Annotated in this window: 19 protein-coding genes and 2 tRNA genes; 6 read left to right on the top strand and 15 right to left on the bottom strand. The window is 39.1% G+C overall.

Features of this window, described 5'->3' with window-relative positions:
* Positions 1–42: 42 nt before the first annotated feature.
* The gene (locus HMPREF1505_RS09120) at positions 43–2,919 is read left to right on the top strand and encodes a PD-(D/E)XK nuclease family protein (RefSeq protein ID WP_036924818.1); all 2,877 of its coding nucleotides are present in this window, start codon (positions 43–45) and stop codon (positions 2,917–2,919) included.
* 72 nt (positions 2,920–2,991) lie between these two features.
* Here HMPREF1505_RS09120 and HMPREF1505_RS09115 read toward each other — a convergent pair whose 3' ends face one another.
* From HMPREF1505_RS09115 to htpG, 3 genes are all read right to left on the bottom strand, one after another.
* Positions 2,992–5,547, bottom strand: coding sequence for an ATP-dependent helicase (locus tag HMPREF1505_RS09115; protein WP_036924816.1), 2,556 nt, complete (start codon positions 5,545–5,547; stop codon positions 2,992–2,994).
* A 57-nt stretch (positions 5,548–5,604) separates the two neighbouring features.
* The gene (gene mtgA, locus HMPREF1505_RS09110) at positions 5,605–6,294 is read right to left on the bottom strand and encodes a monofunctional biosynthetic peptidoglycan transglycosylase (RefSeq protein ID WP_036924815.1); all 690 of its coding nucleotides are present in this window, start codon (positions 6,292–6,294) and stop codon (positions 5,605–5,607) included.
* 675 nt (positions 6,295–6,969) lie between these two features.
* On the bottom strand, positions 6,970–9,024 hold the full coding sequence (htpG, locus tag HMPREF1505_RS09105) for a molecular chaperone HtpG (RefSeq protein ID WP_036924813.1): 2,055 nt from the start codon (positions 9,022–9,024) through the stop codon (positions 6,970–6,972).
* 320 nt (positions 9,025–9,344) lie between these two features.
* On the opposite strand from htpG, the gene HMPREF1505_RS09100 reads away from it, so the two are divergent.
* Complete coding sequence (locus HMPREF1505_RS09100) at positions 9,345–9,914, top strand: hypothetical protein (protein WP_036924811.1); 570 nt, start codon at positions 9,345–9,347, stop codon at positions 9,912–9,914.
* Positions 9,915–10,209: 295 nt separating this feature from the next.
* On the opposite strand, the gene HMPREF1505_RS09095 is transcribed toward HMPREF1505_RS09100, so the two are convergent.
* Positions 10,210–11,661, bottom strand: a complete 1,452-nt coding sequence (locus HMPREF1505_RS09095; protein ID WP_013265676.1) for an aminoacyl-histidine dipeptidase — start codon at positions 11,659–11,661, stop codon at positions 10,210–10,212.
* Positions 11,662–11,738: 77 nt separating this feature from the next.
* Here HMPREF1505_RS09095 and HMPREF1505_RS13745 point away from each other — a divergent pair, with 77 nt between their 5' ends.
* Both HMPREF1505_RS13745 and HMPREF1505_RS09085 read left to right on the top strand, forming a co-directional pair.
* On the top strand, positions 11,739–11,933 hold the full coding sequence (locus HMPREF1505_RS13745; protein WP_036864978.1) for a hypothetical protein: 195 nt from the start codon (positions 11,739–11,741) through the stop codon (positions 11,931–11,933).
* A gap of 28 nt (positions 11,934–11,961) precedes the next feature.
* The gene (locus HMPREF1505_RS09085) at positions 11,962–12,564 is read left to right on the top strand and encodes an OmpH family outer membrane protein (protein ID WP_036924809.1); all 603 of its coding nucleotides are present in this window, start codon (positions 11,962–11,964) and stop codon (positions 12,562–12,564) included.
* A 446-nt stretch (positions 12,565–13,010) separates the two neighbouring features.
* On the opposite strand, the gene HMPREF1505_RS09080 is transcribed toward HMPREF1505_RS09085, so the two are convergent.
* Positions 13,011–14,114 (bottom strand): S9 family peptidase, encoded by a 1,104-nt coding sequence (locus tag HMPREF1505_RS09080; protein WP_036924807.1) that lies wholly within the window; start codon positions 14,112–14,114, stop codon positions 13,011–13,013.
* A gap of 29 nt (positions 14,115–14,143) precedes the next feature.
* Positions 14,144–15,565, bottom strand: coding sequence for a radical SAM protein (locus tag HMPREF1505_RS09075; RefSeq protein WP_036924806.1), 1,422 nt, complete (start codon positions 15,563–15,565; stop codon positions 14,144–14,146).
* A 367-nt stretch (positions 15,566–15,932) separates the two neighbouring features.
* Here HMPREF1505_RS09075 and HMPREF1505_RS09070 point away from each other — a divergent pair.
* Together HMPREF1505_RS09070 and HMPREF1505_RS09065 are read left to right on the top strand one after the other, a co-directional pair.
* Positions 15,933–16,019: transfer RNA gene (locus tag HMPREF1505_RS09070), tRNA-Ser, on the top strand.
* 28 nt (positions 16,020–16,047) lie between these two features.
* Positions 16,048–16,122, top strand: a tRNA-Glu gene (locus HMPREF1505_RS09065).
* A gap of 718 nt (positions 16,123–16,840) precedes the next feature.
* Here the strand turns inward: HMPREF1505_RS09065 and HMPREF1505_RS12990 are convergent.
* The 9 genes from HMPREF1505_RS12990 to HMPREF1505_RS09025 all read right to left on the bottom strand — a co-directional run bounded on the left by HMPREF1505_RS12990 (position 16,841) and on the right by HMPREF1505_RS09025 (position 24,105).
* Positions 16,841–16,999, bottom strand: coding sequence for a DUF4295 domain-containing protein (locus tag HMPREF1505_RS12990; RefSeq protein WP_004359785.1), 159 nt, complete (start codon positions 16,997–16,999; stop codon positions 16,841–16,843).
* A gap of 46 nt (positions 17,000–17,045) precedes the next feature.
* Positions 17,046–17,234 (bottom strand): 50S ribosomal protein L33, encoded by a 189-nt coding sequence (gene rpmG / locus HMPREF1505_RS09060; protein WP_004359784.1) that lies wholly within the window; start codon positions 17,232–17,234, stop codon positions 17,046–17,048.
* 5 nt (positions 17,235–17,239) lie between these two features.
* The gene (rpmB, locus tag HMPREF1505_RS09055; RefSeq protein WP_004359782.1) at positions 17,240–17,503 is read right to left on the bottom strand and encodes a 50S ribosomal protein L28; all 264 of its coding nucleotides are present in this window, start codon (positions 17,501–17,503) and stop codon (positions 17,240–17,242) included.
* A gap of 125 nt (positions 17,504–17,628) precedes the next feature.
* Positions 17,629–18,132, bottom strand: coding sequence for a CinA family protein (locus tag HMPREF1505_RS09050; protein ID WP_036924804.1), 504 nt, complete (start codon positions 18,130–18,132; stop codon positions 17,629–17,631).
* A 34-nt stretch (positions 18,133–18,166) separates the two neighbouring features.
* Positions 18,167–19,198 (bottom strand): tRNA (adenosine(37)-N6)-threonylcarbamoyltransferase complex transferase subunit TsaD, encoded by a 1,032-nt coding sequence (gene tsaD, locus HMPREF1505_RS09045; RefSeq protein WP_036924802.1) that lies wholly within the window; start codon positions 19,196–19,198, stop codon positions 18,167–18,169.
* 36 nt (positions 19,199–19,234) lie between these two features.
* Positions 19,235–20,095 (bottom strand): type I methionyl aminopeptidase, encoded by an 861-nt coding sequence (map, locus tag HMPREF1505_RS09040; protein ID WP_036924941.1) that lies wholly within the window; start codon positions 20,093–20,095, stop codon positions 19,235–19,237.
* 274 nt (positions 20,096–20,369) lie between these two features.
* Positions 20,370–23,117: a methionine synthase gene (gene metH / locus HMPREF1505_RS09035; protein ID WP_081722947.1), complete on the bottom strand. Its 2,748-nt coding sequence runs from the start codon at positions 23,115–23,117 to the stop codon at positions 20,370–20,372.
* A 6-nt stretch (positions 23,118–23,123) separates the two neighbouring features.
* Positions 23,124–23,603 (bottom strand): SsrA-binding protein SmpB, encoded by a 480-nt coding sequence (smpB, locus tag HMPREF1505_RS09030; RefSeq protein WP_036924800.1) that lies wholly within the window; start codon positions 23,601–23,603, stop codon positions 23,124–23,126.
* Positions 23,596–24,105 carry a DMP19 family protein gene (locus HMPREF1505_RS09025; RefSeq protein WP_013265644.1) on the bottom strand — a complete coding sequence of 170 codons (510 nt, stop codon included), beginning with the start codon at positions 24,103–24,105 and terminating at the stop codon, positions 23,596–23,598. Before HMPREF1505_RS09025 ends, smpB begins: the two co-directional genes overlap by 8 nt.
* Positions 24,106–24,430 lie beyond the last annotated feature (325 nt).

Raw genomic sequence — 24,430 nt, 5'->3', positions numbered from 1 at the left:
TTAACTTCATTTCATTCTTAACAAGCGTTCTGATATATAATTATGAATACATTTCTCGAACACGTTGCAGCTGATTTACTGAAGAAGTATGGTAATGACATGGCGCATATAGCTGTTGTCTTTCCTAATAAGCGTGCTGCACTCTTTCTGAATCAAGCATTAGCTCGATTGGCTGATGGTCCTGTATGGAGTCCAGCATATATTACCATCTCTGACTTCTTTCGTCAACATTCAGAGCTAACAATAGCTGATCCTATTAAAAGTATTTGCGATCTTTATAAGAGTTACATCGAGGTAACAGGCAATACGAATGAAACCTTAGACCACTTCTATGGTTGGGGGCAACTGCTCTTAGCCGATTTCGATGACATCGATAAGAATATGGCAAACGCTGAGATGGTCTTCTCTAATATTAGTAACCTTAAAGAGTTAGATGATATTAGTTATCTTACCGATGAACAGAAAGTAGAATTACGCCGTTTCTTCGCTAATTTCGATGATAATCCAGAGGGTATTAGAGAGCGTTTTATAACTCTTTGGAATAAGTTGAATGATATATATAATGATTTCAAGCAAAGGCTTAAATCTCAAAAACTTGCATACGAAGGTATGCTTTATCGTGATGTGGTAGAGAAAACAAAGATAGAAGCACAATATGAATGCTATGTTTTTGTCGGATTCAACGTACTTCAGAAGGTAGAACAGCTTCTTTTCAAACGCTTCTTAAAGGAAGAAAAGGCAAGTTTTTATTGGGATTATGACCGATATTATATGAAGCCAACAAATGAAGCTGGTAACTATATTTGTCGTTGGCTTGATAAATTCCCCAATGCTTTACCAAACGATAGCGATGAATTGTATGATAATTTAGGTAAAGAGAAGGATATAAACATTATCTCTGCTCCTACAGAGAACTTACAAGCACGTTATATCACCGAGTGGTTGCGCGAGAATGAAAGATATAAAGATGGTAAGCGAACAGCAATTGTTCTTTGTGATGAACATCTGTTGCAGACAGTAATCCATTGTATACCTGATGAAGTCGAAACTCTGAATGTCACAACGGGTTATCCGTTACAACAAACCCCGATTGCATCGATGGTTACGCAGCTTTGGGCGTTACAGACAGAAGGTTATTCTGTACAAGAACAGAGTTATAGACTTCACTATGTAAACAGAGTGTTACGACATCCTTATGGGAAGTATCTCACACCAAAAGTTGCCGAAATCATCGAACGATTGAATAGTGAACGACAGTTTTATGTAAAGCCAAAAGAAGGCTCAATCTTTGAATACCATCCAAGTGATAAGCAGAACCTACAAGCATTAGTTAGTTGGTTAGCAGAAACTATCCGTTTCATCGGTGTGAATGGTGCAGCTGACAAAGACCCGCTCTTTGAAGAGTCTGTTTTTCGTATGTATACCTTACTAACACGTTTGTCTGATTTGATGACAAATGGGGATTTAGATGCAGATAAGATTATCTTCCGTCGTCTATTAACACAACTTATTACTGCTACAAGCATTCCTTTCCATGGTGAACCTGCACGTGGCGTTCAAGTGATGGGCGTTCTTGAAACGCGTAATCTCGATTTCGATCATGTACTTGTACTCTCTTGTAATGAAGGAAATATGCCAAAGGGAATAGACGATGCTTCGTTCATACCTCATCTTATTCGTAAGGCATACGAGTTAACAACAATTGATAATAAGGTGTCTATCTACAGTTACTATTTCCATAGTCTGATTCAGCGGGCAAAAGATGTTACTTTCCTTTATAATAACTCCACGCAAGGTAGCCATACAGGAGAGATGAGTCGTTTTATTTTACAGTTGATGGTCGAGTGGAATCACCCAATTCATCGATTAACTTTGCAAGCAGGGCAAGAGCCTATGCACTGTGAAGCAGAAGTGGTTGAAAAGAATGAAGCTGTGCTGAAAAGACTCGATGAAATCAGTTATTTCTCCCCAACTGCTATTAATACATATATAACTTGCCAGCTAAAGTATTACTTTAAGTATATCGCAGGTATCAATGAACTTGATGAAATCGATGTTGACGATGTTGATAATCGAATGTTTGGTAATATCTTTCATACTGCAGCACAGCTTATGTATGAAAAGTTACTGCCAAGAGAAGTCATCACAGCTAAGAACATAGATTATTTGTTAAAGACAGGTAAGAGCACACAGTCACTCACATCAGGCAATGCAGAACTTACATTGGATGATATTGTCGACGAGGCATTTGCTACTGAACTATTTCATCAACAACGAGGAGTAAAGAAACATCCAAAGCTCAATGGACTCCAACTCATCAATCGCGAAGTTATTATAAAGTACCTTCATCAATTATTGCGAATTGATCGGCGTTCTGCCCCATTGCGTGTGATTGGTCATGAGTTTCCTGTTAAACGCTCATTGACAATTAATGTGAATGGATTGGAGAAGCAAATAGAAACAGGCGGACGTATTGACCGTTTAGACGAGATTCTTGTTGATAGTGATAGCGCACGCTTACGAGTTGTAGACTATAAGACTGGTGGAAAAGCAGCGGAGTCATTGAAAAGTGTTGATGAAATGTTTGACTCAAAGAATTTAAGTAAAAAGAGTGACTACACAATGCAGGCGATGCTATACAGTCTTATTGAAGCAAAGAACGATTCTGAACATAATCCAAATCATCGTGCTGTTAGTCCTGCTTTGCTCTTTATCCAACATGCAGGTAGTGAAGATTATACTCCTGTACTATCAATAGATAAGGAAGAAGTTACTGATGTCATCGTATATGAAGAGGATTTTCTTAGAAATCTCACGGAGAAACTCGAAGAAATACATAATCCTAATATAGCTTTTGCTCCAACAGACAATACTGATAGTTGTCAATACTGTCCTTATAAACAGATGTGTGGACGATAATTACAGCTATAAACGATAATAGGCGGTCATAATGCGAATACATTTATGACCGCCTATCGTTTTCTATTGTTCTTAACCAATAATCTTAAACTTGGCAAACTTCAGCAGTAGTTGTTTGGTTCCTGCATTACGGAACTCAACAGTTGCCTTAGCATTTTCTCCAGAACCTTCAAGGTTTAATACCTTTCCAATACCGAAGCGTTGATGTTCAATGGTCACGCCAACACTGAGTCCAGCTATTGAGGCTGTCGATGAAACCGAGGATATTGAAGTACTCTCTGTAGATAATGTCCTACCACCATTTGTCATTGCAGACGATAGGCGTTTGAAATTACCACCCTCCGCTATTAATCTGCGTTTAGCACGCTCAGAGAATGGGTCAACAGCAGCTTCAGGACGTTTACGTTCAGTTATCTTTGGCTTTGGATCAGCACGAAATTGGCTTGCAACAGGATTTGAATTCTGCCATCTCGAGCCCATTTGACGATATTCTTGTCCCCAAGGTCTGCTACCTGTGTATGCCTTGTTTGGTTCGTACTCACGGAAATTATCTTCTGAGCGATTACGTCCCCAAGCGTTTCTTGAACTATTATCCTCGTCCCAAGGCATCTTACGTCGTTCACCTCCAAAAGCACTGTTTGCTTCATCTTCTACATGAATCAGTGCAGGGTCGAAATCATTTAAAAAACGACTTGGGTTGTCCACTTGCATTGATCCATAGCGAAAACGGTTCTTTGCATTCGTCAATATACAATGTCGTTCGGCACGTGTTATAGCCACATAGAGTAATCTTCTCTCTTCTTCTATCTCACGTTTTGAACTTGCTGACATAGGACTTGGGAATATATTTTCCTCCAATCCAACGACAAATACCGTAGGAAATTCTAATCCTTTTGCTGCGTGAATTGTCATTAATGTAACTTTCGGAGTGTCATCGTCTTCCTTGTCAGCATCTGTGTATAATGCTACTTCCTGAAGGTAGTCAGTAAGGTAGACATTCTCTTCTCGTCCTTCTTCGCGTCCAGAATCCACAAAGCCCTGCATAGCCGACATAAACTCTTCTAAGTTCTCTCGACGAGCCAAGTCCTCTGGCTCACTCCCCGAACGTATATCAGCACTTAGTCCACTCTCTTCAATAATCTCCTTTCCAAGCTCGTATGCATCCTTCAGTGCTACATTCTTAATAAATCCACTGATAAGTGTTCTGAAAGCAAAAAGCTTTGTCATAGTACCCTTGTTGACATCTAATCCATATTGAATAGGATTGAGGATAGTTTCCCATAGCGATACAGAATTCCGTTGGGCACAATCAATAATCTTTTGAATGGTCGTGTTACCAATTCCACGTGTTGGGTAATTGATGATACGCCGGAAGGCTTCTTCGTCATTAGGGTTAGAAACCAAGCGGAAATATGCGATGATATCTTTGATTTCCTTACGTTGATAAAACGAAAGTCCACCAATAATCTTGTAAGGAATACCTTGTTTGCGGAATTCATCCTCGAAAGAACGACTCTGTGCATTCGTACGGTAGAGAATGGCAAAGTTGCCATAATCACAGTCATCATTGCGTTTGATACGCTTCAGTTCATTCGCAACAACCATAGCCTCTTCCCTATCACTATAGCAAGGTTTATAGAGAATCTTGTCTCCTTCGGCTTCTTTAGAAAATACATCCTTAGGAATCTGTCGTTCGTTGTGTTTCATCAACGAGTTTGCTGCCTGTACGATGAGCTGTGTTGAACGGTAATTGCGCTCTAACTTAAAGAGTTTAGCATCGTCAAACTTATGCTTGAAGTCAAGGATATTGTCAATATTTGCACCACGGAAAGAGTAGATACTCTGATAGTCATCACCCACAACACAGATACGACGATGTGTCTCAGCCAACTGGCTGATGATACTAACCTGTGCATAGTTTGTGTCTTGATACTCGTCTACCAAGATATATTCAAACTGCTGGCCATACTTCTCTCTAATCTCTTTGTTATCACGGAAGAGCAAGAAGGTATAAAGCAGAATATCGTCAAAGTCCATTGCATTTGCCTGACGACATCTTGCTTCGTATGCTTTGTAAATCATGTGGATAGCCGGCATACGCGCACTTCGGTCACGCTCAATGGCAGCACGGTCTTCTGCATATTCTGAAGCAGTAATAAGATGGTTCTTTGCCATTGAAATAAAGTTATGCACCGAGGCAGGTTTATATGTTTTTTCGTCAAGGTCTAAGGCTTTTACAATACTCTTAATAAGCGAACGAGAGTCGTTTTCGTCATAAATAGTGAAATTACTTCCAAAGCCGATAGCCTCTCCTTCACGACGTAGGATACGTGCAAAGATGGAGTGGAACGTTCCCATATAAAGATGTTGCGCATCTTTAGCAGTTGTTATCTGTGCGATACGTTCTTTCATCTCTCTTGCAGCTTTGTTTGTAAACGTAAGCGCAAGGATGTTCCATGGCTTCAAGCCTTTACTGAGTAGGTAGGCAATCTTATAGGTAAGGACACGTGTCTTACCAGAACCTGCACCAGCAATCACCAGTGACGGTCCTGTACAATACTCAACTGCCTCACGCTGGCTTTCGTTCAGTGCGGAGAGGATAGCCTCTTCCTTATCTTGTTTTATCATCTTATCTTCTTTGTTTTTATTGAACAGAATAGTTTAACAGACTAATATACAGCATTTTTAATGCTCTTCAGGGAAAGCTGGTATAAAAGTCATTTGGTGTTCAATCTGTCCAATTCTCTTGCGCATATAAGGTCCAGGATTCTTTGAGGAGAAGCGACGTGGATTAGGTAATGTCGCTGCTATGAGTGCACAATCTCTTCGACTAAGTTGGCTGGCCGCCATACCGAAATTCTGTTCAGCACAAGCTTCAACACCATAGATTCCATCGCCCATCTCAATTGAATTAAGATAAACCTCCATGATACGTTGTTTGCTCCATAGTGTTTCTATGAGGAAAGTGAAATAAACCTCCAATCCTTTTCTTACCCATGATCGTCCCTGCCACAAAAAGACATTCTTTGCTGTTTGCTGAGATATGGTAGATCCACCACGCAGTTTCTTCCCTTTCTTTAGGTGGTCTTCTGCAGCTTTCTCGATAGCTTGATAGTCGAAACCATGATGTGTAAGGAAGCGTTGGTCCTCACTTGCCATCACTGCCACAGGCATTGATTTTGACATCTTTTCTAACGGAACCCAGTCATGATAAAGTTTCACAGACTCTCCTTTACCAATCTGTTCAAAACAACGACTAATCATCAGAGGGGTAAAGTATACAGGGATAAAGCGATAGACAACTACCGCCAATATAGTGGAGATAAAGGTTAGGGATAATACCCATCTTATCACTTTAAAAATCTTCTTGAACATAGTTAATGAGTTAATTATTTGCAAAGGTACTAAATCTTATTTGATAGCAAGCGTGAAGAAGAAGTTTTTTCGGTTCTTCCGAAATATGGAGTGATAAACTAAATCCCTTACATAGTAAGGCACACAGAGAAAAAGAGCAGACGGAGTTAAACGCTACACAGAGCTGTTAGTGGCACAAAGAGCGACTATTGCTATCCAGTAGATATTCCCATAGAAGTTAAAACTGAAGTTAGTCTATTAGTATATCTTTTTATTTTTACAAGTAATTCCTCGCTTTGTTTATAGAGGAATGTAAACTTTTTTCTAATCTTTCAAAGCCACACATGCTCTTTTAGCTTCTAAAAGACGCCTAATTGACTTCCAATAGGTGCCCTTTTGAAGTGTTACTAACGCCCTTTTAAAGCCCAATTAGTCATCTTTACTTTTATTGTTTTGTAACTTGTTGATTCATTGAAAGTTATAAACCTACTCGTGATAGGTTGTTTTTGCCATTATTTGAGGATTTTTATTTGGATTTATGTAATGAATTTTTCATAGTTGAAGATATGTTTTTCGAGGTGTAAAAAGGAAAGGTCCCTCCGTTAAAGATATACGCCTATAAAATAAGCGTCTACGCATTTAACGGAAGAACCTTTTAATTACTTTGTGTATATAAGTAGGATAGCTACTTTATATTTACTTAATCAAACTGATAGAACGCTTGAGGAACTTATCGAGTGCAGCACCCTGAAGCATACCATTCTGTAGCAATGCCAAGTCGATGAGCTGATGAACAATATCATTACCCTTAGCATATGCAGCAACAATAGCTTTCTTCTTGTCCTGAAGTTCAGAAACAGTCTTCTGAGTATTCTGCATATCGTCCTTCTCCTCCTGTGTCAGTTCCTCAGTCTTCTTGCTATCTTGTGACTGATGCAAAGCTGCCAAACGTGCCTCTTGTCCCTTCAGTTCGCTTGCTACTGGTTTCAATTCCTCTGCTGTGTTAGCAGTGACATCGTCAAGAACCTTCTTTACTAATGGGTGGTCGGCATTAAGAACGAGATTATAAGAATCAGGCAACTGAGCATAGAAACCCATTCCCTGCTGGAACTGACTCATCTCCTTCATACGGCGCATATACTCGTTCTGTGTTACAAGAACTGGCTGGAAAGACTCTCCAAGTGACTGTACATCAACTGTGAAGTCTGCTTTCTCGATTGTAGGAATCTGTGAACGGAAAGCCTCTGACAAATTGTCAGTTTCTTCTACTGACAGATTATTCTTTGGTGCATCTTCCTTCTGAATAATGCGATCAACAATATCTGAGTCAACACGTACGTAGCGTGTCTTCTCCTGCTTCTGCTCAAGCATTGAAAGCAACGGTACATCCAACTGTCCGCTTGCATCAATAACGCTATACCCCTTCTGCTTTGCAGCTTCAATATAGCTATACTGCTCCTCCTTGTTACTTGTATAAAGGTTTACAAGGTAGCCCTCTTTGTCGGTCTGATTATCCTTAATGAGTGTGTTATACTCCTCAAAGGTGAAGTACTTGCCTTCGGTATCCTTGATAAGAGAGAAGTCCTTTGCACGCTCGTAAAAGTCAGAATCTGAAAGCATTCCGTAGTTGATGAAGAGCTTTAGATCATCCCATTTCTCCTCAAATTCCTTACGACTTTCTTTGAAAATACTCTGCAGTCTGTCAGCAACCTTCTTAGTGATATAGGTTGCAATCTTCTTCACATTCGCATCACTTTGCAAGTAGCTACGGCTCACGTTCAGAGGAATATCTGGAGAGTCGATAACACCATGGAGCAATGTAAGGAACTCTGGTACAATTCCCTCAACCTGATCGGTTACGAATACTTGATTACAATAGAGCTGAATCTTATTACGTTGCAGTTCGATATTGTTCTTTACACGTGGGAAATAAAGAATACCCGTAAGGTTGAATGGGTAGTCAACGTTCAAGTGAATCCAAAACAATGGCTCGTCATTCATTGGGAAGAGAGTACGATAGAAGCTCTTGTAGTCTTCGTCCTTCAGACCTGATGGCGCCTTTACCCACAAAGGTTCAACGCTGTTGATGATATTATCTTCTTCAGTATCAACCATCTTGCCGTCTTTCCATTCAGTCTTCTTACCAAAGACAACAGGAACAGCCATAAACTTACAGTACTTGTTTAGCAGTTCTTCAATCTTTGATTTCTGCAGGAATTCCTTGCAATCATCATCGATATAAAGGACGATATCGCTACCACGATCCTCCTTTTCTGCATCTTCAAGTGTATATTCTGGGCTACCATCACAGCTCCATTTTACAGCCTTGCTACCTTCTTTATAGCTCTTAGTGATAATCTCTACCTTCTTTGAAACCATGAAAGAAGAATAGAATCCAAGACCGAAATGACCGATGATTGCCTCTGCCTTGTCCTGATATTTCTCAAGGAAGTCATTGACACCAGAGAAAGCAATCTGATTGATATACTTCTCAATCTCCTCAGCGGTCATACCGATACCGCGGTCGCTGATAGTCAATGTTCCAGCCTTCTCATCTAAGCTGACACGAACACTCAAATCACCCAACTCGCCTTTGAAGTCACCTGTTGCAGAGAGAGTCTTCAGTTTCTGAGTAGCATCAACAGCATTTGACACCATCTCACGCAAGAAGATGTCATGATCTGAATATAAGAACTTTTTGATAACGGGGAAGATGTTCTCAGTTGTAACCCCGATATTTCCTTTTTGCATAGCAATATAAATTTTAATTGTTTTTATTTTGCATAGGTAATAACAAACTCCGTGCCATCTATATATAATACTTAATTAAGAAATAAATTCTCATTCCTTTGGATTTTTCAAGAATGTTATATACTTTTGCCAATGAGAATATAATAAACAACAGGCTAATGTCCGTAACTCATTCCTTGAAAAGTAATTGCTTTCCGTCTATGGAATATATTTTCTTATTCGAAGCATTTACGTATTGAGTTGAGACTAAAGCAAGATGATTTCAGCCATGCAGCATTATAGTACATTTTCAGCGTAATGAACATTTAAACTTTTAGATAATGAAAAAAATATCTATCATGTGCTTGATATTTCTAATAGCTTTATCTATATATGCGGTATCAAGACATCAAAACGGAATAAGAATATCTCCTGAACAAAAATTCAAACTGTGGCTTAATGATACTGTTAAGCATATTAAAGGGAAATATACGATTAGTTTTGATTCTACGTTATTAACGATAACTGATAGCTTTTCATACATAGTTAAGGATGGGAAAACGACATACAGTTCCAATATGAATAACTCAGAAGCTATACAAAAGATGCTGAAGAATGCCCATGAACTTTCTTGTTTAAATTACAGAGTCATTGCAGTTAGGTATGATGAGTTTACGCCAACAGAAATAGACTTCCTTAAATATGAGACTTATACAGAGTTTCCTCTTATAAAGATCATAGCAAGAGATATGATTATAAATTATAATGAAAATAGAGCTAATATCAATAGTGCTTATATAATAAATAGTCAACTCAAAGATACAACTTTAGTTGAGTTTAGCTATGAAGGGAATAAGGTTATAAAAAGACATTATAAGAATAATCGTACTAAGAACAGAATAACCTATTAATCAAGAGCTCTTGAAATATTTTTGCCCATTTGCGGTAAGAGGTTATCCCTCTCTGTACTTTCAATTCCTATTCTTTTGTATGATAGATTGTTTAGTTCCTCAGATATATATATCCTTATATCCAACCGTGCTTTATTCCAATATGTGTGGACTTCAAAGTTATCATAATCTTGTAGATACTCAACACGCTACAATGAATAATGTTCTCTTTCGAAAGCTAACATATATACATTAAGAAAACGCCATCTTGTTCTAAGGAGCAAGATGGCGTGTAAATAATTATGGTTGTGTCCTATTACTTGATATTCTTAAGAACGGCAAGGAGGTGATCCCATACCATTTGAACTGTAGGAATAAGCAGACACTCGTCTGGTGTATGAACATAACGAAGGGTTGGACCAAAGCTAATCATATCTAAATGTGGATACTTCTCAGAGAAGAGGCCGCACTCAAGACCTGCGTGAATACCAAGAACGAGAGGTTCCTTACCGAAGATATTCTTGTATTGCTCAACTGCAACGTGTACTAATTCTGAGTTAGGATTCATCTTCCATGCAGGATAACTGTCATCTACAACAATCTCAGCACCAGCCAACTCGAAACATGCACGAACAGTATTGGTCATGTTTACCAAGTTACTCATTACGTTTGAACGCTGTGAAGAGACAACTGTTAACTTATTCTCCTCTGTCTGTATGCTTGCAACATTACTTGATGTTTCAACCATATAAGCCAAGGCTTCATCCTGGCAGTTAGTCAATGGACCGTTGTCGAGTGCCTGCAAAGCAAGGATAACGTTATGTGAAATCTGCTTTGGCATAACTGGAGCAGCATCTGCACTCTCAAGATTCCATACCATAGCGGTGTCAGTAACATGGAACTCGTCTGCAACCTCTGTGCTAAAGATATTCCAATCTGCTTTAACGGTCTCTTTATTAGCTGAAGGAACGGCGAAGAGTACCTTACCATCACGTGGGATAGCATTGTGCATCTTACCAGAATTCCAGTAGCTTAAACGAAGGTCCATCTTAGCCTGTTCAGCATAGAGGAAGCGTGCAAGGAGTTTGATAGCATTGGCGCGCTTCTTATTGATGTCATCACCAGAGTGACCACCAACAAGACCCTTCAAGCTTGCTTCCATAAAGAAGTAGCCTTCTGGTGCATTCTCACGCTCAAAGTTGAATACTGCTGTTGTACTATTACCACCCGCACAACTTACAAAGATTTGACCTTCATCCTCAGAATCAAGGTTGATGAGATAGTTTCCTGTCATGAAACCAGCCTCCAAGCCGAAGGCACCAGTTAAGCCAGTTTCCTCATCACGTGTAAAGAGACATTCAATAGGTCCGTGCTCAATATCATTAGAGTCGAGGATAGCCAACTCATAAGCCATGCCGATACCATCATCAGCACCGAGTGTTGTACCCTTTGCATGAAGCCATTCGCCATCCACATAGGTTTGAATAGCATCCTTGTGGAAGTCAAATTCTATGTCAACGAGCTTGTCACATACCATATCCATGTGACTCTGGAGTACTACTGTTGGAACATTTTCCATACCTTTTGTAGCAGGTTTAGAAATCAGAACATTGCCAACTTTGTCAACCTTTACGTCAAGGTTACGCTCCTTAGCAAACTCCTGTAAATAACTAATCATCTGCTCTTCATGCTTAGATGGGCGTGGTATTTGATTGATTTTAGCGAACTGCTCAAAGACACAAGCAGGTTTTAATTCTACATTTGCCATTTTTAATAATATTTTTTTTTGTAATCTTGCTGTTTTATATTACCTTTGCGGTCAATATAAATGCAAAGATAAAGAAAATGTTTGTAACATTATTGTTAACATTGTTAATAATTGCTATAGCCATGTTGCTCCTCGGAGTACGTGTGTTATTCAAGAAAGGTGGGGAGTTTCAGTCGCAGCATATATCGGATAATGCATATCTAAAGGAGAAAGGTATCCATTGTGTTATCGACCAAGACAAGGAAGCCAGAGTTAGAAATAAGGCATATTAGGAGAAATAATCAATTAAATACAATAGAAATGAAGAAATCATTTAGCAAAATGTCAGTGCTTGCTATGGCAGCATTCGCTTTTGTTGCATGTAACAATCAGCCAGTGAAGAATGATACAGCAGCTGGCAAGGCTGAAACATCTACAGTTGCTCCAGCTGCAAATAGTCAGAAAGTAGCTTATGTAGAGATAGACTCTATCATGAGCCAGTATACTTATTGGAAAGATGTTACTAAGCTTGTAAAGGCAAAAGAAGCTAATATCCAGCGTACATTGGCTGGTAAGCAGAAGGCTATTCAGGCTGCAGCTGCTAACTTCCAGCAGAATATTCAGGCAAATAAGTACACACAGGCACAGGCACAGCAGATTCAGGCAAGTATCCAGAAGCAGGCTCAGGATGCTGATGCTTTGCAGCAGCGTCTTGGTGCTGAGTATCAGAACGAGGTTGCTAAGTATAACAAAGCTCTCTCTGACAGCGTGCATAACTATCTGAAGGAGTATAATAAGGATAAGAAGTATAGTATCATTCTTGCTAAGAGTGGTGATAATATCCTTTATGCTGATCCTGCTTACAACATTACAGACGATGTTGTTAAGGGTATGAACCAGGCTTACAAAGGTATGAAGAAGTAATTTGTGGGTTCACAGTTACTTATTAAATAGATATAATAAAACCAGTCGTGATTTACGGCTGGTTTTGTTTTTTATAACATTGTATCATAGAAAGGGATAAAGTTTACTTTCTTGTTTTGTGTAGCACTTCCTGATAGTCATCTCTCTATAAGTTTGATATGCCACTCTTCTCTACAGATTTTAACAACCACTATAACTCTAATATTTCATATTTTACAATTGTGTTGGTGCTTCGCACATATCGTGTTGATGGTAAGCACCAATAGTGTTGAGCGTTTAATACCATGCAAAATATGGCTTTGTTGTTCTCAACTTGTTGTTAGATAAGTAGAAGACTGTTACAAATCAAACATAATATCTTTGATTTAGTAGTTTACTTGTCTCAATAGATTCAACATTTGTGAGTATGTTGTTTAATCCTTATGGGTATTGCTATAAATAATGATTTAATCCAATTCTAACTCATGGTTGAGGAAATCTATTATTCTTTCTTTTTGATGTATCAACATGTAGTGTTTCTCTTTCTCATCAAAAAGTAGCACAGCTTTCGTTCCACATCTTTGTAGTCGTTTAGTAGAAGTTGGGAGGTTATTAGAGCTATTATCTTGTCCTCCACCTATTAAAAGTACTTCTGAATGAGTCTTTTTAACGACATCACAGGATGTAGAAATATATGTGATGGTCTTAAATTTATTATCAAAGTTTCGTAGTGCAATGTTAGATGCACTTCCACCATTTGATAGACCAATTAAATGTAATCGACTTTCATCAATGCTATATCCTTCTTTTTTAAGCATGGGAAGGTAAAACTTGAATATTCTGTTAATGTCTTCATGACTAAAGATACCTGAGAGATTGTGTGTTGCAATGCTAACAACGAAGCAATTTTTCAAACTTGAGAAAAGGCCTTGATAAAGTTCCCAACTACCCAAATAACCATGGGCGAATAATACAACAGGGTACTTTTTTGAAGAAGTGTAATGTTGTGGCTTTGTTATATAAATACCATTGTAGTTTGTCCCAAACTGTTCATTATACGCTTGGGCTATAGCAAATGAGCCAGGATTGCTGAATTGCCATGACAATTGATTGTATTGAGCGTAAAAACTTAACGCCTTACCGTTCCAGAAGTCATTTTGAGCCTCACGGATAAAACGTCCTCCAAGTTTTTTTATCAAAGTTGGCTCTCCAGCTGGAGGTATAATTGCAGAAACTTTCATGCCTACATTCATTATTTCTTCCTCTGGGAATATTATGTTTAGCAGGTAGATCTTTATCGGTGTAGCAATATGTTTACCTGTCTTGTCAATGTATGCTAATTGTGTTCGACCGCGCTGATAATAGTTTGGGATTGCAATAAAGATGGCTATTATTAGTATTGAAACCAACAATTTATAAGATTGCTTAAACCGTAATAGCAGCGGATGAGACTTAATCCAATTCTTGTTTATCAATACAAAAAGTAAGATACTTAACAAACGATACTGCCATGTTGCAAAACCTAAGATGGCCATGAACAGTAGTAAAAAAGATAAAATCTTCTTCCTCATAATCCTTTTATATTTATACTTGCAGGTTGTTATAATGCGGTCTTTTTAAGAAGTTCTATACCTTGTTTTGGCATTTTGCTCTTTGTTTTATGCCCATTTGTGTTGGCCAATAGATTCTCCAGCACGGGTAACATACGATTGAGGTTACCATATTGAATCATAAAGTTCCAGAAAGGTTCAAACTTCTTCCACCCTCCCATATAAAAGAGATGAGCCAATTGCTGCTTTATGTTATCGTGACCAAAGCTTGCCTTAAAAATATTACTCCATGAATAGAAGTTATGATAAGCCCACTCGTAGCCTTGCTTTAACTCTTCTGCGGTCAATCCCAATGTTTTGTACACAACCGTTCGGGTATCATACTTGCTCCAGTCGTAGGATGTAATACGTCCATCTCGTTCCATCTGTTGAAACAGACGAGTCCCTGGATAAGGAGTTAAAACATGGAAAGTAGCTGTTGTTATGCTATGTTCAATCCCCCAATCAACGGTTCTTAGAAATACGTCTTTATCATCATGGTCAAGTCCAAAAACAAAACTTCCGTTTATCATTATACCAAGACTATGCAGTCGTTCAACAGCTGCTACATAATCTTTCGATAAGTTTTGTAGTTTGTTACTTGAACGAAGATTGTCTGGAGAAAATGTCTCGAAGCCTAAAAACAAACTTCGTAATCCTGCCTCGGCAGCTTTTTCTATCAAATTGCCATTTAGTACTGCTGCAACAGTAGAGGCACTCTGAAAAACTCTACCCATACCGCGCATACCTTCAAATAATTCTGATGCGAAGTGAGGATTGCCTAAAAGATGATCGTCAAGGAAATAAAGATGTCTGCCAGGTAGACTATCAATTTCAGCTAAGGCATCGTCTACCTTTCGAGTGTAAAACGATTTGCCCTCGCTATAGAAGGCATCCTTGTAGCAAAAGTCACAATGATGAGGACAACCACGGGAAACAACAAGTGAGTTTGGTACAAAATACTTTTCTCTTTTAATAAGATCACGGCGTACAGGGGGAATGTTTTCAATGCTTCTCCAACTTGCTACATATCGTTTTTGAGGATGTCCTTCACGTAAGTCTTTGATAAATCGTGGAAATGCTTCTTCTCCTGGCCCTAAGATAAGTGTGTCGGCGTGTTGTGCCGCTTCATCAGGAAGACTTGTAACGTGAAGGCCTCCCATAACTACATACACACCTCTTCTTCTATACTCATCAGCAATCTTGTAAGCCCTATAAGCATTAGTAACGTAGACTTGAATACAAACCAAATCTGGAGTATCATCCAACTTTAGTTTCTCAATGTGTTGATCTTGTATCTCTACATCATCATTATCAGAGAAATAGGCTGCAAGTGTCGCCAGTCCCAAAGGTGGGAAAAGCGAGTATTTGATTGGTCGCCAATAAGGGCTTTCTGCCTCTTGCAACGCTGGTAATATCATTTTTACTCTCATGCTGTCAATTCTTTATTCTTCAAGACACTATATTATTTTAATGAGGCGATTAATTAGGTGAAGCTAATCAACGCATAGAAAATGAAGTTTAAACTATCGTCCTTAATAAATATGTTATACAAAAGTCGTTATTACATTTCATATATGCAAACTTTTTTCAAGAAAACTCAATTCGATTAGACTGTACTTACATTTTCTATTCTAAAACAGATATATTCTATTTCTATCAGTATTATTCTTGTCATTGCTGTGTTTTTTCATCGAATAAAAGAAAAAGACAACAAAAAATTTTGAGGTATGAAAATAAAGTACTATCTTTGCACTCGCATTTGAGATAATGCTTGGTAATTCGGTTATAGGCCATCTTGGAAGGATGGGTGAGTGGCTGAAACCAGCAGTTTGCTAAACTGCCGTGCGCATTCGCGTACCGGGGGTTCGAATCCCCCTCCTTCCGCTTTATCTCATAATCTCAAATGTATTTTGGTCGATTCATCTAATGGTTAGGATACAAGATTCTCAATCTTGGCATAGGGGTTCGATTCCCCTATCGACTACCAATCGAAAGTTCAGCTATTAAGCTGGACTTTTTTATTATATAAGTTTATGTGATTTTGTGGGGAGGTAGAAGGGAGCAGTCCTAAAACCGGGTGTGGTTACATTTTATTTGTGAAGCTGCTTGGGTATTACTGAATTTCAATTTGCTGTCACTGCTATCATCTGTTGTGTGTGCTTAACTTGTTAGTCTACAGAAAAATAAATGAAGTGTTAAAAGTGACAGGAAATTGAGACAAAAATATTCTTGTAAGATATGTGTATGTACGATGAAGTTAAGAATAGTTTTATGATAAAATCTTTTCTATCTATTTAAACTCAAAAAGGTTGTTAGCTCCTAAACATGTTTCCTTTCTCATCGAGCAGATTAGCTGTCTTTTTGGTGCGAAGGTAACGAGCTACGTCAGGTTACAAAGACAAACAAGATGTCGATAATAAATAAAAGATGTTAGGAAACAATACCATAGTAATAAGAACTATACACATTGTGGTCTAATGACTGGTTGCGGTTAAATACATACTTGTAGATTAATCTATTTTCTTTTAGAATCCGTATTTATGGTAGTAAGCAACTCTCCTACTCTATTGTTTCGTGTAAGCTGCTTACATAGATAATCTTTGCGTGTGTGGTGTGTGAATAAAGGTAAGGTTGGTGTAATGGGCTAAACCAAATAAAGGCTATAGGAAACCCTATAGCCTTTTATTGATTGTATCTTTATAGAATTAATTCTTAAAGAACTCCTTGACGTCCTCATTTGGGACCATCTGCTCATCGAAGATGTAAGCACCAGTCTTAGGGCTCTTTACCATCTTGATAACCTTTGAATATGCGCGACCATCCGTAGAACCTTCGTGGAGGGTAGCGACCGCTTTCTTTGCCATAGTCTATTAATTTTAACTATTAACTATACTACTCTTTTTAGCGAGTTTACTTAATCTCCTTGTGAAGGGTAACCTTCTTCAGAACAGGATTATACTTCATGAGCTCAAGACGCTCTGGAGTATTCTTACGGTTCTTTGTAGTTACGTAACGACTTGTACCAGCTACACCGCTGTTCTTCATCTCGGTACATTCCAAGATAACTTGGACTCTGTTTCCTTTAGCTTTCTTTGCCATGATATTTAGTCTCCTATTACCTTAATGTCCTTCCAGTCAACATAACCCTTAGAAACAGCCTGCTTGAGTGCTGCATCAAGACCTACCTTGTTAATAAGACGAAGACCAGCAGCACTAATCTTCAGCTGAATCCAGCAAGCCTCCTCTACGTAGTAGAACTTCTTGCTGAAGAGGTTAACGTCAAAGCTTCTCTTTGTACGGTGCTTTGAGTGAGACACGTTACAACCTATCTGTGCCTTCTTTCCTGTGATTTGACAAATCTTAGACATTTCTATCTTTGTTTTGTGATTCGTTAATTGATACCTATTCCAAACAGGGTGCAAAATTACAAAAAAGTTTCAAATAAGCAAAACTTTTACTACAATAATTGTTGCTTTTAAGCTTTTTTGCGAGTTTATTCGGACTTAATATCTAATTCTTTTAGGAAATCAAGAAATAGACGGATTGCTTTGTTTGTTGCAATGGCAAGATTTATGTCACGTCCGAAGTCTTCGGTTAACTTAAATGTTCTTACGTCATCTTTGTTGCCATATGCCAACCAAATAGTACCCACTGGATGTTCTGCTGTACCGCCTCCAGGGCCAGCTACTCCTGTAGATGCAATGGCAAAGTCTACTCCAATAGTTTTTATAGTGCCTAATACCATCTCACGTGCAACCTCCTCTGATACTGCACTTTTCTCCTCAAGTATTTCGTGAGATACGCCAAGTAGTTTCTCCTTTACTTCATCCGTATAAGCAACTACTCCTCCTTTATAATAATTAGATGATCCTGGGATAGCCATAATCGCTTCGCTGATACGACCACCTGTGCAGCTTTCTGCTGTTCCAATTGTGTAACCTGAAGCATAAAGGATGTCACCAATCTGACGTGATATTATCTTACTTTCAAATTCCATAAACTTATTCTTATTATAGGACTTAATTTTGTTATTATTCAAAAGTTACTTTACTAAATACTGGGATATCCATCTGTGTAAAGTCTTTGTCTTGATACTTGAAGTTACCTACACTGGCAATCATTGCTGCATTGTCTGTCGTATAGCTAAACTTTGGTATGTAAATTGTCCAACCATAACGCTCAGCATGGTCATGGAACGCATTACGAAGACCATTATTAGCTGATACGCCACCCGCAACGGCTACATGTTTAATGCCTGTCTCTTTAACCGCTAAGCGTAGCTTCTTCATAAGTATGTCGACTATCGCATGCTCAAGACTGGCTGCAATGTCTTCTTTATGATGCTCGATGAAGTCTGGGTCTTCCTGTACCCACTTTCTCATATTATATAAGAATGATGTCTTAAGACCAGAGAAAGAGTAATCAAAACCTGCTACATTTGGTTCTGCAAACTTATAAGCCAAAGGATTACCTTGGCGAGCAAGTCTATCAATGATTGGACCACCAGGATAACCGAGTCCCATTACCTTAGAACACTTATCAATAGCCTCACCAGCTGCATCGTCAATAGTCTGACCGAGTACTTCCATATCGTTATAAGCATTCACCTTAACAATCTGAGAATTACCACCAGATACCAAGAGACAAAGGAATGGGAATGGAGGCATGTGATTGTCGTCATCGTTTTCCTTGATGAAGTGGGCCATGACATGACCCTGCAAATGGTTAACTTCAATCATAGGGATATTCAATGAACGAGCAAAACCTTTGGCAAAGTTTACACCAACCAAAAGACTACCCATCAATCCAGGGCCACGTGTAAAGGCAATGGCTGAAAGTTGTTCTTTAGTAATACCTGCACGCTTCAACGCTTGGTCAACAACAGGAACCACGTTCTGTTGGTGAGCTCTTGAAGCAAGCTCAGGAACAACTCCTCCGTAAGCTTTATGTACCTCCTGTGAGGCTGTTACATTACTAAGGATAACACCATTCCTCAATACGGCAGCACTTGTGTCATCACAACTGCTTTCTATACCTAATATATAAATATCTTCTTTTACCATTTTCTGTTAGATTCTCTCCTAAGAGAATAAAAGACATTAATGTGTCAGAATCTCTAATCCATGTTCTGTCATAACGAAAGTATGCTCCCACTGAGCTGAAGGCTTCTCATCACCTGTGATAACCTCCCAACCATACGGGTCGTCAGCATCAATAAAGACTTTCCATGTACCCATATTAATCATTGGTTCAATGGTAAATACCATACCAGGAACCAGTAACATACCAGTACCTTTATGTCCATAGTGAACAACATCTGGCTGCTCGTGGAACTCGATACCAACACCATGTCCGCAGAGGTCACGTACAACACCATAGCCATTCTTCTCGGCATGCTTCTGTATAGCATGACCGATGTCACCTACAAAGGAATAAGGCTTAGCTGCTTCAGCACCAATTTCAAGGCATTCTTTGGCTACACGAACTAATCGTTCCTTCTCTGGTGTTGTCTTTCCAATGATGAACATACGACTTGCATCTGCATAATAGCCATCTACAATCGTAGTCATATCAACATTGATAATATCACCTTCTTGAAGAACATCTTCTTTCTTTGGAACACCATGACACACAACTTCATTAATACTTGTGCATACACTCTTAGGATATCCCTCATAGTTCAAGCAGGCAGGGATTGCATTGTGGTCCTTGCAATACTGCATACAGATATCATCAATCTCCTGTGTATTCATTCCTGCGTGGATAGCCTCAGCGACAGCATCCAAGCAGCCAGTATTGACTATACCACTCTTTCGGATACCTTCAATCTGCTCAGGTGTCTTAATCATATCACGTGTAGGAACGAGTTTGCCCTTCTTCTCAAGAGCTATTATCTTTAAGTCCATTTCGGTTGGCTCCTGTCCTGGAAGACAATGCCACCTTTTCTTTTTCAACTGCATATCGTCAATTTTATCTTTTTGCAAGAATAAAGCAAGCAAACACAAGAAATCATGTTTCTATTTTGTGGAGTGCTGCTTAGTTTCTGCAAAAGTACTATAATTCAAAGACAAAACAAAATAAATCAAGTCCTTTCTTACAGAAGAGTCTTATTTGATATATCGTACAACAGCCTACTGGAATGTAATCAAGTAAGGGGTACTAAATCTACATGAATCTCACCTGAGGTGCTTCTACCAATGTTTGGTAATAATTCTGTTTGTCAAGTCTTTATTCTTAATCAAAAAGGTTTAGTTTGTTCTCTCTTGCCTTACTTAGAGACAAAACCTTTTGTTGTTCTTCTTTATAACCAGCACGAAGTTTCTCGTATGTTGCGTCTAACTCTTTGCAGAAGTGTTCACGCTCTTTTCCATTAAGCAGTGCGGCTGCTATGGAAGGATTGACAGAAGCGTCTTTAACCCATACAACTGGGGCATCGTATAATGGAGCAATCTTCAGCGCAACATGAAGTTGAGAGGTTGTTGCACCACCAATCATAACAGGAATATTCAGTCCCGCTTCCTTAAAAGCTATAACACTATTTACCATCTCCTGAAGGCTTGGTGTAATGAGACCAGACAGTCCAATTAAGTCTACATTCTCTTCCTTGGCTTTCTTAATAATCTGATCAGCTGGCACCATAACGCCCAAATCAATTACTTCATAGTTGTTACAAGCCATCACAACGCCCACAATATTCTTTCCGATATCGTGCACATCGCCCTTTACAGTAGCCAATAGCACCTTTCCTGCAATAGCCTTACCATCTACCTTCTCCTTTTCAATATAAGGTTGAAGGATAGCTACAGCATCTTTCATTGTGCGGGCAGTCTTGACAACCTGTGGTAAGAACATCTTACCAGCACCGAACAAGTCGCCTACTTCATTCATACCTTGCATCAAAGGACCTTCAATAATGTTCACAGCGTGTGGATACTTCTCCAATGCTTCATGAATATCCTCATTCAAATAGGTTGAAATACCCTTGCGCAGTGCATATTTTAATCTATCTTCCAAAATGTCATTACGCCATGCTTCCTGCGCAACTTCCTGCGTAGCACCACCATTCTTTTGTGCTTCTTTTTCCTCAAGAATCTTGTTAGCCAGTTCAATCAGTAGTTCGTCGGCTCCCTCTACCCTATCCAGAACAACGTCTTCAATTATCTTCAGATGGTCTTCTGGTATATCGGCGTATGTCACTTTGGTAGCTGGATTGACAATACCAAAGTCCATACCCACCTGAATGGCATGATAAAGGAATACGGCATGCATTGCCTCACGGATATAGTTATTACCTCGGAAACTAAATGAAAGGTTACTTACACCACCACTAACGTGCGCACCAGGTAGGTTCTTCTTTATCCATTCGGTTGCACGGATGAAATCGACAGCATAGCTATTATGCTCTTTCATACCCGTACAAATAGCAAGAATATTTGGGTCGAAGATAATGTCTTGAGGTGGGAAACCCACTTTCTCGGTAAGAATCTTATAAGCTCTTTCAGCTATCTCAATACGACGCTCGTAGCTTGTTGCTTGTCCTTCTTCATCAAAGCACATCACAACAACAGCTGTACCGAAGCGCAGTACATCCTTTGCATGGCGAATAAAGACCTCTTCACCTTCTTTCAAAGAAATAGAGTTGACAATTGCTTTACCCTGCACACACTTCAAAGCAGATACAACTACCTCCCAATCAGATGAGTCAATCATCAATGGAACACGAGCAATCTCTGGTTCTGATGAAATCATATTGACGAAATGAGCCATCTCATCTTTTGCCTCCAACAGACCGTCGTCCATATTGATATCCAGTACTAACGCACCATCATCTACCTGTTTACGAGCAATTGTCAGCGCCTCCTCGTAGTTCTTCTCTTTTACTAAGCGAAGGAACTTACGGCTTCCAGCAACATTACAACGCTCACCAACATTCACAAATGATATTTCTGGAGTTAATCGGAACTGCTCAAGCCCAGAGAGAATCATCTCCTTTGGCGCATCAACAGGTATATGAGGTTTCTTTCCTTCAACAACCTTTACGTAGCCGGCAATGAACTCTTCCGTTGTTCCACAACAGCCACCAATGATATTCACAAGCCCTTCATCCACGAATGAAACCATCTGTGGCACCATGATTTCAGGTGTTTCATCATATTCTCCCATCGAGTTTGGAAGACCTGCATTTGGATGAATGCTTATATAATAAGGTGCTTTAGCAGCTAACTCCTTCAAATAAGGGCGCATCTGTTCTGCTCCGAACGAACAGTTAAGACCAACAGAAAAGATAGGATAAGACGATACTGATGCAAGGAAAGCATCGAGTGTCTGACCACTAAGCGTTCTTCCAGACAGGTCGGTAATGGTCACTGACAGCATAATAGGTAGGTCGACACCCGCCTTCTTCATCTCTGACAATGACGCATCAATTGCAACTTTAGCATTAAGCGTATCAAAGATAGTCTCAATCAAAACAGCATCAATCCCCCCTTCTATCATCGCTGCAACCTGCTCGCTATAAGCATCAAAGAGTGCATCGTATGTAAGGTCACGCTTAGCAGGGTCGCTTACATCAGGCGACATCGAACAAGTCTTGTTCGTAGGACCAATACTCCCTGCGACAAAACGAGGCTTGTCTGCGGTCGAATATTCGTCAGCACACTTACGTGCAAGTTTTGCTCCTGCAAAGGCAATATCACGGGAGAAACTCTCCATGTGGTAATCTGCTTGCGAAATGCGCTGTGCAGAGAAGGTGTTAGTACTGATAATATCAGCTCCCACCTCTAAATAACGACGATGAATATCCTCAATGATATCAGGGCGTGACAGATTCAACATATCATTATTACCCTGATAATTGAGCATCTGTAAAAGTTCAAGGTTACCTCGAAAGTCTTTCTCCGTCAAGTTATACCCTTGAATCATGGTGCCCATCGCACCGTCTAAAATTAGTATTCTATCTTTAATGTTATCCCTTAATTTCATTATGCTTTAATAATGTTTCTTTGCCCGATCCATTTCTCGTCGGTCTTCTTTTTCTTTTAGTGTTTGGCGTTTGTCGTATTCTTTCTTACCTCTTGCCAAGGCTATGTCAACCTTTGCTCGTCCGTTCTCATCGATAAAGATAAGTGTTGGAATAATGGTGAAGCCAGGAGTCTTTGAGTCAGCTTCAAGGTTGCGTATTTCTTTTCGGTTCAATAGGAGCTTTCGTGGACGTTTTGCCTCATGATTGGCATACGAACCATAGAAATAAGGAGATATGTTCATCCCCTGAACCCACATTTCACCTTTTGTTATATAGCAGTAAGAATCAACCAACGAAGCCTTACCAGCACGTATAGACTTTATCTCCGTACCAGTAAGAACAATACCTGCTGTGTAAGTATCAACGAAGAAATATTCAAAAGAAGCTTTCTTGTTTCTTATCTGTACAGGTGATTTCTTTCTTTTCTCTTGTTGTTCCTTATTCATTTTCAATTGTTGCAAAATTCTCAATATGGTCATCGATATAGGCTGCAATCATTGCACACCAACGTTCTTCATTGACCACAAACTCATCATCAAACTCGTCAAATTCAGGCATCTGTTCATATAAAGCCATGAAATCTTCGTCAGACTCAACAGCTTCGATCGCCTCGTGATACTTTTCGTAATATTTCTTTCCGTGGCGAATGTGTGTGTATAGCTCACGAATTCCCCAGTTGCGCATTGCTACGGCAAAAGGATTTTTGAAGATAAAAGCACCATAACCATTGTATATCAACTGGACATAACCGCCATCCATCACTTCCTGATGGAGATAACTCCATGCTAACAGTGTTATCTGATCAGCATTTAGTTGCTGCATAGCTTCCAATGTCAGCTTATTATCTATTGCATTGCCAATAGCATCAACAAAGACCTGAACAAAACTGTCCATTCCTTCTTCAACGGCTTTGCGTATATCGCTATCTTTTATTTTGACGTCAATCATTGTTATATCTTTTGTAATACAATTCTAAGGGTTATGCATGTATCAGCAGAGAGAAACAGCCTTCAAACTATTGAGTGTAACTCGCTTCCACTTTGCCGAATGCAGCTTATCTTTTGCAAAGATAACTTTTTTTTCTCGATTATGTCTTTATGAATAGGTATTTCTTTCGTATAAGCTTATATACAAGCGAATAAAGAGGGTTCTAAAAGACTTAAATCTGTCCTATGCTATTTTTTTAAAATGACTTTTTATCCGTAATTTTAATCACGCTTGCTATGAAATATGTTTACATATATCTTTGTCTTTTTACTCGAAAAAGAGTCTT

It is taken from the genome of Prevotella sp. ICM33, from assembly GCF_000517825.1.
Classification (GTDB): Bacteria; Bacteroidota; Bacteroidia; order Bacteroidales; family Bacteroidaceae; genus Prevotella; species Prevotella melaninogenica.
This window is presented reverse-complemented; position numbering and strand designations above follow the sequence as displayed.

Bases quoted from the DNA above. Each gene is read 5' to 3' on its own strand.
- HMPREF1505_RS09120 (WP_036924818.1), top strand. From the start codon at position 43: ATGAATACATTTCTCGAACACGTTGCAGCTGATTTACTGAAGAAGTAT.
- HMPREF1505_RS09115 (WP_036924816.1), bottom strand. From the start codon at position 5,547: ATGATAAAACAAGATAAGGAAGAGGCTATCCTCTCCGCACTGAACGAA.
- mtgA (WP_036924815.1), bottom strand. From the start codon at position 6,294: ATGTTCAAGAAGATTTTTAAAGTGATAAGATGGGTATTATCCCTAACC.
- htpG (WP_036924813.1), bottom strand. From the start codon at position 9,024: ATGCAAAAAGGAAATATCGGGGTTACAACTGAGAACATCTTCCCCGTT.
- HMPREF1505_RS09100 (WP_036924811.1), top strand. From the start codon at position 9,345: ATGAAAAAAATATCTATCATGTGCTTGATATTTCTAATAGCTTTATCT.
- HMPREF1505_RS09095 (WP_013265676.1), bottom strand. From the start codon at position 11,661: ATGGCAAATGTAGAATTAAAACCTGCTTGTGTCTTTGAGCAGTTCGCT.
- HMPREF1505_RS13745 (WP_036864978.1), top strand. From the start codon at position 11,739: ATGTTTGTAACATTATTGTTAACATTGTTAATAATTGCTATAGCCATG.
- HMPREF1505_RS09085 (WP_036924809.1), top strand. From the start codon at position 11,962: ATGAAGAAATCATTTAGCAAAATGTCAGTGCTTGCTATGGCAGCATTC.
- HMPREF1505_RS09080 (WP_036924807.1), bottom strand. From the start codon at position 14,114: ATGAGGAAGAAGATTTTATCTTTTTTACTACTGTTCATGGCCATCTTA.
- HMPREF1505_RS09075 (WP_036924806.1), bottom strand. From the start codon at position 15,565: ATGAGAGTAAAAATGATATTACCAGCGTTGCAAGAGGCAGAAAGCCCT.
- HMPREF1505_RS12990 (WP_004359785.1), bottom strand. From the start codon at position 16,999: ATGGCAAAGAAAGCGGTCGCTACCCTCCACGAAGGTTCTACGGATGGT.
- rpmG (WP_004359784.1), bottom strand. From the start codon at position 17,234: ATGGCAAAGAAAGCTAAAGGAAACAGAGTCCAAGTTATCTTGGAATGT.
- rpmB (WP_004359782.1), bottom strand. From the start codon at position 17,503: ATGTCTAAGATTTGTCAAATCACAGGAAAGAAGGCACAGATAGGTTGT.
- HMPREF1505_RS09050 (WP_036924804.1), bottom strand. From the start codon at position 18,132: ATGGAATTTGAAAGTAAGATAATATCACGTCAGATTGGTGACATCCTT.
- tsaD (WP_036924802.1), bottom strand. From the start codon at position 19,198: ATGGTAAAAGAAGATATTTATATATTAGGTATAGAAAGCAGTTGTGAT.
- map (WP_036924941.1), bottom strand. From the start codon at position 20,095: ATGCAGTTGAAAAAGAAAAGGTGGCATTGTCTTCCAGGACAGGAGCCA.
- metH (WP_081722947.1), bottom strand. From the start codon at position 23,117: ATGAAATTAAGGGATAACATTAAAGATAGAATACTAATTTTAGACGGT.
- smpB (WP_036924800.1), bottom strand. From the start codon at position 23,603: ATGAATAAGGAACAACAAGAGAAAAGAAAGAAATCACCTGTACAGATA.
- HMPREF1505_RS09025 (WP_013265644.1), bottom strand. From the start codon at position 24,105: ATGATTGACGTCAAAATAAAAGATAGCGATATACGCAAAGCCGTTGAA.